Below are 8,157 nucleotides of genomic sequence, written 5' to 3'. Positions count from 1 at the left end.
GAGTTGCTGTTGCAAAGCCCGCAGGACCTGGCGCAAGCGCGGGAGATGGTGCGTGAGGCGGTGGATATTTACAACCTGGAGCGACCTCACTTGGCATTGAAATACAGAACCCCCGATGCGGTACATCAGGGGTTCTGAGTCACGTGAAGCTAGACGAAAATGTGTAAACCTATTTCAGGACTAGACATTGGCTTCCGGTTCCACCGCCTTGCCAGTCTTCAGCTTCACACCGTCATTGCGGTGTCGAACTCGAACGCTACTTCCTATGCACCTCTCTTTGCCACTCATGCGCGCACCAGTAAAACCAGCCTAATCCCCTGCCCTCACATTCATACTGCACAGCCATTGATGTCCTTACGATAAGCCAAGTCGTCCCCCCAGAATTGGTGAGGACTCGTTGAAACGAACGAGTATCGCCAGATGTTTCCTCTCACCATCAGCACTACGACAACTTAAAAGAAGCCGGCGCTGAGCCGGTTCAGCCACAGCATCCTCCTGGTGAGTTGTGACATCGAACCTGGATAACCCCCCTCTCCTGCCTGCGGTGTGTTCTTGTAGGAGTGCGGACGACCTCCTCAATCTGGTGGCAGGCGGTGTATAGGAAAATGAACAGAAGGTGAGGGAGTATGTATAAAGGGATGAAAATTCTAGTTTGATGGCATACAAGCTGTTCCCATAGCTAACAGACTATCTATCGCCAAATCCCAATGGTTGATCTACAGAAACGAAAAAAGGGCCCGCAGGCCCTTCGTCATTCCATTGTGTTGTCTGTCCTATCAACCACCAAACAGATGGTTGCTGAGCAGGAACAGGCCACCGGAGAGCACCATGGTCAGCGGCAGGGTCAACACCCAGGCCATCAAGATGGTCTTGATGGTCTGGCTCTGCAGGCCCGACTTGTTCGCTACCATGGTCCCTGCTACCGCAGAGGAGAGAATGTGGGTAGTCGAGACCGGCATCCCGGTCAAACTCGCCACACCGATGGAGGCCGCGGCCGTGATCTGGGCGGCAATCCCCTGGCTGTAAGTCATGCCGGAAGAGCCAATCTTCTCACCGACCGTGTAGACGATACGGCGCCAGCCCACCATGGTACCGCAACCCAGCGCCAGGGCGATGGAGACGATGACCCAGGTCGGCGCGTATTCGGCCGTTGCGGTCAGGTCTTTACGCCATTTGGCCAGATCAGTCAGCTCCTTGGCCGGCAACGGCAGCTTGGAGACCTTGCGGGCGGTATCGTCGATACAGAGCAACAGGCGACGCACTTCACGGCGATCGGTCAGATCCATCTGCTCATAGGTACGCACCTTGCCCAGACGGCTGTTCAGCGTGGCCATGGCTTCCAACGCATCACCGGCCTCACAGTGAGTCATCAGCTCTTCCTGGGCATGTGCCGGGACGCTGAAGTTGACCACCTGAGAGACCACTTCCTGGTTACGCTGATAGATTTCCATGATGCGCTGACTGGCATCCTGGGTTCTGTCCAGATCGTAGGAGCGGCTATTCATGTCCAGTGCAAAGTAGGCTGGTGCCACACAGATCAACACCAGCATCACCAGACCTATGCCCTTCTGGCCGTCGTTGGAGCCGTGCACGAAGCTGACCCCCATCGCGGAGCAGATAAGCGTGACACGGGCCCAGAACGGCGGGTGCTTCTTGCCGTCCACCAGCAGACGCTCTTCCGGGGTCTTGTGGATCTTGCTCCCCAGCCAGACGCGTTTCATGGCGAACAGCAGCAAAGCGGCGATGATGAAGCCCACGGTAGGAGAAATAATGAGGGAGAGCATGATGTCGATGGCTTTACCGACGTTGATGCCCTCTGTCAGAGGCTGATTGCTCATCCAGGCATAGGCACCGCCTACCCCCAGGATGGAGCCGATCAGGGTGTGAGAACTGGACGCCGGAATGCCGAAGAACCAAGTCCCCAGGTTCCAGACAATGGCGGAGAACAGCAGGGAGAACACCATGATCAGACCCTGAGTAGAGTCCATGCCCAATAACAGATCGATGGGCAACAGATGAACGATGGCGTATGCCACCCCCAATCCACCCATCATGACCCCGGCGAAGTTAAACAAGCCGGAAGCCACTACCGCAGTGTGTGCGGGCATTGCCTTGGTATAGATAACCGTTGCTACCGCATTGGCGGTATCGTGAAAGCCATTGATGAATTCATAGGCAAGCACAAAAAAAACGGCCAATACCAAACCGATTGACCACCACAAACCCAAACCACTAAACATTTCAAACATAAAAACGAACCTGTTTATGAGTTGCGGCGGATTATGCCAGAAGGCTCGGTGCGCCATACCCGTTGTTGAAATATTTCAGTAAGAAAAAAAAAGGGCATTCCGTCAGAAAATGTCTTAGGGCCTGTAGGAATGCGCCTTGTCGAAGATTAATTAAAGCCCATTCAACAATCATGGAAAGGCTTCAATCAGACCTATTCAATCAATAAGCGACTGTTTTTCCCTGCAGTTATCTCACCCGCCAGACCACAATCGTCGAAAAATAGTTCGCCACAACCGGTAGTGCCGCGTCCCTCTGCGGCCAGGAAAAATAATAAGGGTGCCTTGGCACCCTTCATCAACACGAACAGCAAAACAAGCGCACTCAGTCCTGGCTCATCCGGCTGGCCACGGCCCCTTGCTGGCTCTTGTACTTGGCATTTTCCCGCTTGTTGTACGGGCGGGCAGCGACGCCTGAGAGCATCTCGAAGTTGAGCGCCCCTATCTTCATCTTGGGTCGCAGCGCCAGCGGCAGCTTGCCGCCATTGTAGAACTCCAGCACGATGCGACCGGACCAGCCCGGATCTATGCGGTGCGCGGTGACGTGCACCATCAACCCGAGGCGTGCCAGGGAGGATCGACCGTCCAGCCAGCCGACGATATCCGCCGGCAGAGTCACGGATTCATAGGTCACCGCCAGCGCCAGCTGACCCGGGTGCAGATAGAAGGCTTCCCCGTCCGGTATGTGGATCTCGTCGCTCATCACCCGATCGATGGCGTCGGCCATCTCGCTGCTCGGGCCGCTGAGATCGATGTAGGGGGCGGTGTGATCGCGAAACACCCGAAACTCGTTGCCAAGCAGCACATCGACGCTGACGCCACTGATCCGCTCGATGCCGGGTCTCGGCTCAATCACTATCTTGCCTTCATCCAGATGGCGTTCGATATCGGTATCACAAAGACGCATTGGGCGACTCTCCTGCTAAATGATTCATTTAAAAAAGCCGGGCATCGCCCGGCTTGTAGCATCTTATCCGATCAACATGTGGCGGATACGTGCCTTGAGCATGTCGATGGCGATGCGATTCTTGCCCCCTCGGGGCACGATCACGTCCGCGTACTGCTTGGACGGATCGATGAACTGCATGAACATGGGACGTACCGTCTTCTGATACTGCTTGAGCACGGAATCCATGGTGCGACCACGCTCCTGCACGTCACGCACCAGCCGGCGCAACAGGCAGATGTCAAGCGGGGTATCCATGAAGATGGAGGCATCCATCAGCTCCCGCAGACGGCTATCGGTCAGCAGCAGGATCCCTTCCAGGATGATGACCCGGCGCGGGGCGAAGGCGGTGACCTCGCTCATGCGGGTGTGTTCGGTATAGGAGTACTGGGGAATATTGACCGCGTCGCCTTTCACCAGCTGTGTCAGATGCTGCACCAGCAGATCGTGATCCAGGGCATTGGGATGGTCATAGTTGGTCTTGACCCGCTCTTCCATGGTCATGTGGGTCTGATCACGGTAGTAGCAATCCTCGGTGATCACACCAATCTGACCTGCGCCCAGTTCGGCCACCAGCTCTTCATAAATGGTTTGAGCGATAAGACTCTTGCCGGATGCGGATGCACCAGCAATACCGATGATCACACACGAATGTTGAGTATCAGACATTGAAAATACCTAAAGAGAAGAGCACTGGGGATTGTTTAAACCGATCCATTATATAAAAAAGGGTGAGCCATGCCCACCCTAAATCCATCCCTGACGGCCGACAGACGATTATTCGTCCAGCGCCACGGTGTAGAGCGGAGTCGCAATCGGTTTACCGCTGAAATAGAGCTCGGCCCCCACCCGACGGGCCAGCTTCAGATAGATCTCAGCCAACTCTCCTGCCGGTGCACCGGACACAGTGGGAGTCCCATTGTCCATGTGCTGACGGATGTCGATGTGCAGCGGCAACTGCCCCAGCAGGGACATCTTGTACTGAGCAGCCATCTTCTGGCCACCGCCGGTACCGAACAGCGGTTCATGATGACCACAGGCGTTGCAGACGTGATAACTCATGTTCTCGATGATGCCGAGCACGGGCACATTCACCTTGTTGAACATGGCGATTCCCTTGCGGGCATCCGCCAGGGCCACGTCTTGGGGGGTAGTGACAATCAGTGCCGCCGTGGTCGGTACCTGCTGGGCCAGGGTGAGCTGGATGTCGCCGGTGCCCGGCGGCATGTCCACCACCAGATAATCCACCTCGCCCCAGCGGGTCTCGTGCAGGATCTGCCCCAGCGCCTTGCTCGCCATGGGGCCGCGCCAGATGGTGGCATCCTGCTCGTCGACCAGATAACCGATGCTGTTGCTCTTCAGACCGCAGGCCATGACCGGCTCCATCAGCTTGCCGTCGAGGCTGTGTGGGCGCTCCTTGAGGGTGCCCATCATGGTAGGAATGGAGGGCCCATAGATGTCCGCATCCAGGATGGCGACCCGCGCCCCCTCTTTTTGCAGCGCCAGCGCCAGGTTGACCGCTGTGGTGGACTTGCCCACCCCCCCCTTGCCGGAGGCCACCACCAGGATGTTGCGAATGCCCTGTACCGCCGCCAGTTGCTGGGCGCGGGGCATACTGGCCACTTCGATCTCGCCTTGCCAGTCGATGGCAACGGCTCCGGTGGCCGTTCGCAGGCGGGCATCGAACACCTGCTTGAGTTGCTCGAACAAGGACTGGCCGGCAAAGGGCAACACCAACTTGATGGTCAGGCTCTGCCCATGGGATTCGATGGCACGCACAAAACCGGCCGCGACCAGATCCTTGCCCCACCCTGCTGGCTTAAATTCGGCAAGGATCTGTTTTACTGAATCAATCACCATTAACTCCCCATTATGTTGTCGTTATGCTGAGGTGAACGGTTACCGCACACAAATCAGTGGCTTGCCTGCTCATTCGAGAGAACCTCCGCCAAGCCAGGCAGGGCCACAACCCTAGGCAGGCCGCCCCCAATTCGGGTAACATGCTCGGCACTGTATCATCCCAACAGGCACATAAAGAACGTATTATGGCAACTGATCCTCGTACAATGCTGGTAACCTGCGCCCTCCCCTATGCCAATGGCTCCATCCATCTTGGCCACATGCTGGAACACATCCAGGCCGATATCTGGGTTCGTTATCAGCGAATGCGTGGCCATCAGGTGCATTTCGTCTGTGCCGACGATGCGCACGGCACCCCCATCATGCTCAAGGCGCAGCAGCTCGGGATCACCCCGGAAGAGATGATCGCGGCCGTGTCTCAGGAGCATCAGGCGGATTTTGCCGGCTTCAACATCAGCTTCGACAACTATCACTCCACCCACAGCGATGAAAACCGCGAGCTGGCGGAACTGATCTATGGTCGTCTGAAATCGGGTAACTTCATCAAGGGTCGCACCATCACCCAGCTGTTCGATCCGGAAAAGTCCATGTTCCTGCCGGATCGCTTCGTCAAGGGTACCTGCCCCAAGTGCAAGTCCCCGGAGCAATACGGTGACAACTGCGACAGTTGTGGCGCCACCTACAGCCCGACCGAGCTGATCGATCCGAAATCCGCCGTCTCGGGCGCGACCCCGGTGATGAAGGATTCCGAGCACTTCTTCTTCGACCTGCCCCAGTTTGAAAGCTGGCTGGCCGGCTGGGTGCGCGGCTCAGGCGCCATCCAGGAAGAGATGGCCAACAAGATGCAAGAGTGGTTCGAGAGCGGCCTGCAGCAGTGGGACATCACCCGTGATGCCCCCTACTTCGGCTTCGAGATACCCGGTGCCCCCGGCAAGTACTTCTACGTCTGGCTGGATGCCCCCATCGGTTACATGGCGTCGTTCAAGAACCTGTGCAACAAGCGTGGCGACATCGATTTCGACAGCTACTGGAAGAAAGACTCCACCGCCGAGCTCTATCACTTCATCGGCAAGGACATCGCCTACTTCCACTGCCTGTTCTGGCCGGCCATGCTGGAAGGCGCCGGTTTCCGCCAGCCGACCAAGGTCAACGTGCACGGCTATGTGACCGTCAATGGCGCCAAGATGTCCAAGTCCAAGGGCACCTTCATCAAGGCAAGCACCTACCTCAAACACCTGGATCCGGAGTGCCTGCGTTACTACTACGCCGCCAAGCTCAACAGCCGCATCGACGATCTGGACCTGAACCTGGAAGACTTCGTCTCCCGCGTCAATGCCGACGTGGTCAACAAGCTGGTCAACCTGGCCTCCCGCAACGCCGGCTTCATCACCAAGCGCTTCGACGGCAAGCTGGCCGAGAGCTGCGCCGAACCCGAGCTCTACGCCGAGTTTGCCAGCGCCAGCGCCTCCATCAGCGAGGCCTATGAGACCCGCGAGTTCAGCCGTGCCATTCGCGAAATCATGGCCCTGGCCGACAAGGCCAACCGATACGTCGACGACAAGGCACCCTGGGTACTGGCCAAGCAGGAAGGCGCGGATGCGCAGCTGCAAGCGGTTTGCTCCGTCGGTATCAACCTGTTCCGGGTATTGATGGCTTACCTCAAGCCCGTCATGCCGCTGCTGGCCGAGCGTGCCGAAGCTTTCCTCGGCGAGACCCTCACCTGGGATGGCGTAGCCCTGCCGCTGTGCAACCATCAGCTGGCCCCGTTCAAGGCGCTGTTCGCCCGCATCGAGCCCGCCAAAATTGAAGCCATGGTGGAAGCCTCCAAGGACGATCTGGCCAAGGAGCAGAGCAAGAAGCCCGTTGGCCCGCTGGCAGACGACCCGATAAGCGAAACCATCAGCTACGAGGATTTTGCCAAGATTGATCTGCGGGTGGCCCTCATCAAGAAGGCCGAAGCCGTGCCGGAAGCGGAGAAGCTGCTGAAACTGCAGCTGGATCTGGGCGGTGAGACCCGTCAGGTGTTTGCCGGCATCAAGTCCGCCTACAACCCCGAAGATCTGGAAGGCAAGCTGACCGTGATGGTAGCGAACCTGGCGCCGCGCAAGATGCGCTTTGGCATGTCCGAGGGCATGGTGCTGGCCGCAGGCCCGGGCGGCAAGGATCTCTGGATCCTGGAGCCGCAAGAAGGCGCCCAGCCCGGCATGCGCGTCAAATAAGCGCAGCCCTTGATGCTGTGATCAGCAAGAGAGGCCCGAGGGCCTCTCTTTTCATTTCACCCTGTTGACGAGCCTGGGGGATAGCTCTCACACCACAGGCAGCATTGCCATCCTGAGTCCCACCAGCTCCGCCTGCTGACAGTCCAGCTGTTGCAACTGGCAGCCCATCGCCGCCTTCAGACGCACCAGCTCACGTTGCCTCTTGCCGCCTCCCCCCTTGCGGCTCAATCGCTTGAGCCACTGCCTGGCATCTTGCAACTGGCCGAGCCTGTCCTGCCAGGCGGTCAGCATGACCAGCCAGGCCGGATCCCCATGCCCTTGCCCCACCAGCAGCTCCACCCCGTAGCGAGTCCGCTTGAGGATCAACCGCAACTTGTGCCAATGGCGCAACTGACGTTGCTTGCCGGCACAGGCGTCCAGTCCCGGCTCGGCCAGCCCATCGGCGAGAGAGAGCGCCAACTGCATCTGAAACAGCGGCAGGGGATTGAAGTCGGCGGGTACCTGCGCCAGGCGATCCAGCCAGCGCGCCAGTCGCACCGTCAGCATGGGAACCCGGGGCGCCGACATCCCATGGGGCTTGCCACCAAAACGCGCCTCATACACCTGGGCATCGCGCAGGGTGGAGAGCGTGGCCGTTGCTCGCAGCAAGCGCCGCTCCAACCCGGGCTGATGGATCAATGGTCGCCACAGGGCGAGCAAGGCCAACAGCCGACGAGCCGCGATCCGGTAGGCATGCACCTCGGCCGGCTCTGCCTGTTGGCGCAAGGCCAGGGTGGCGGCGCCATATTGATCGATGAGCCGGCGCGCCTGCGCCTGCCATGTGGTCTGCACCATCATCTCCATGCCC

Annotated in this window: 7 protein-coding genes; 2 read left to right on the top strand and 5 right to left on the bottom strand. The window is 58.4% G+C overall.

Annotation, left to right across the window (positions count from 1 at the left end; translation table 11 throughout):
* Positions 1–138: transposase (locus MM194_RS20385; RefSeq protein ID WP_241344742.1), on the top strand; the 138-nt coding region annotated here is incomplete at its 5' end.
* A gap of 638 nt (positions 139–776) precedes the next feature.
* On the opposite strand, the gene MM194_RS20380 is transcribed toward MM194_RS20385, so the two are convergent.
* The 4 genes from MM194_RS20380 to apbC all read right to left on the bottom strand — a co-directional run bounded on the left by MM194_RS20380 (position 777) and on the right by apbC (position 5,091).
* Positions 777–2,249, bottom strand: coding sequence for an inorganic phosphate transporter (locus MM194_RS20380; protein ID WP_241344741.1), 1,473 nt, complete (start codon positions 2,247–2,249; stop codon positions 777–779).
* A 361-nt stretch (positions 2,250–2,610) separates the two neighbouring features.
* Positions 2,611–3,192, bottom strand: coding sequence for a dCTP deaminase (dcd, locus tag MM194_RS20375; RefSeq protein WP_033130805.1), 582 nt, complete (start codon positions 3,190–3,192; stop codon positions 2,611–2,613).
* 63 nt (positions 3,193–3,255) lie between these two features.
* Positions 3,256–3,900: a uridine kinase gene (gene udk / locus MM194_RS20370; protein WP_033130804.1), complete on the bottom strand. Its 645-nt coding sequence runs from the start codon at positions 3,898–3,900 to the stop codon at positions 3,256–3,258.
* Positions 3,901–4,008: 108 nt separating this feature from the next.
* A complete protein-coding gene (gene apbC, locus MM194_RS20365; protein ID WP_241344739.1) occupies positions 4,009–5,091 on the bottom strand; it encodes an iron-sulfur cluster carrier protein ApbC in 1,083 nt (360 codons plus the stop codon).
* A gap of 185 nt (positions 5,092–5,276) precedes the next feature.
* Between apbC and metG the strand changes: the two genes are divergently transcribed.
* A complete protein-coding gene (gene metG, locus MM194_RS20360) occupies positions 5,277–7,310 on the top strand; it encodes a methionine--tRNA ligase (RefSeq protein WP_241344738.1) in 2,034 nt (677 codons plus the stop codon).
* 87 nt (positions 7,311–7,397) lie between these two features.
* On the opposite strand, the gene MM194_RS20355 is transcribed toward metG, so the two are convergent.
* Positions 7,398–8,153 carry a CHAD domain-containing protein gene (locus MM194_RS20355; RefSeq protein ID WP_238566424.1) on the bottom strand — a complete coding sequence of 252 codons (756 nt, stop codon included), beginning with the start codon at positions 8,151–8,153 and terminating at the stop codon, positions 7,398–7,400.
* Positions 8,154–8,157 lie beyond the last annotated feature (4 nt).

The sequence above is a fragment of the Aeromonas sp. MR16 genome, assembly GCF_022549315.1.
In the GTDB taxonomy this organism is placed as follows: Bacteria; Pseudomonadota; Gammaproteobacteria; order Enterobacterales; family Aeromonadaceae; genus Aeromonas; species Aeromonas aquatica.
Note: the sequence above shows the minus strand (reverse complement) of the source record. Positions and strands in the feature narration are given on the sequence as shown.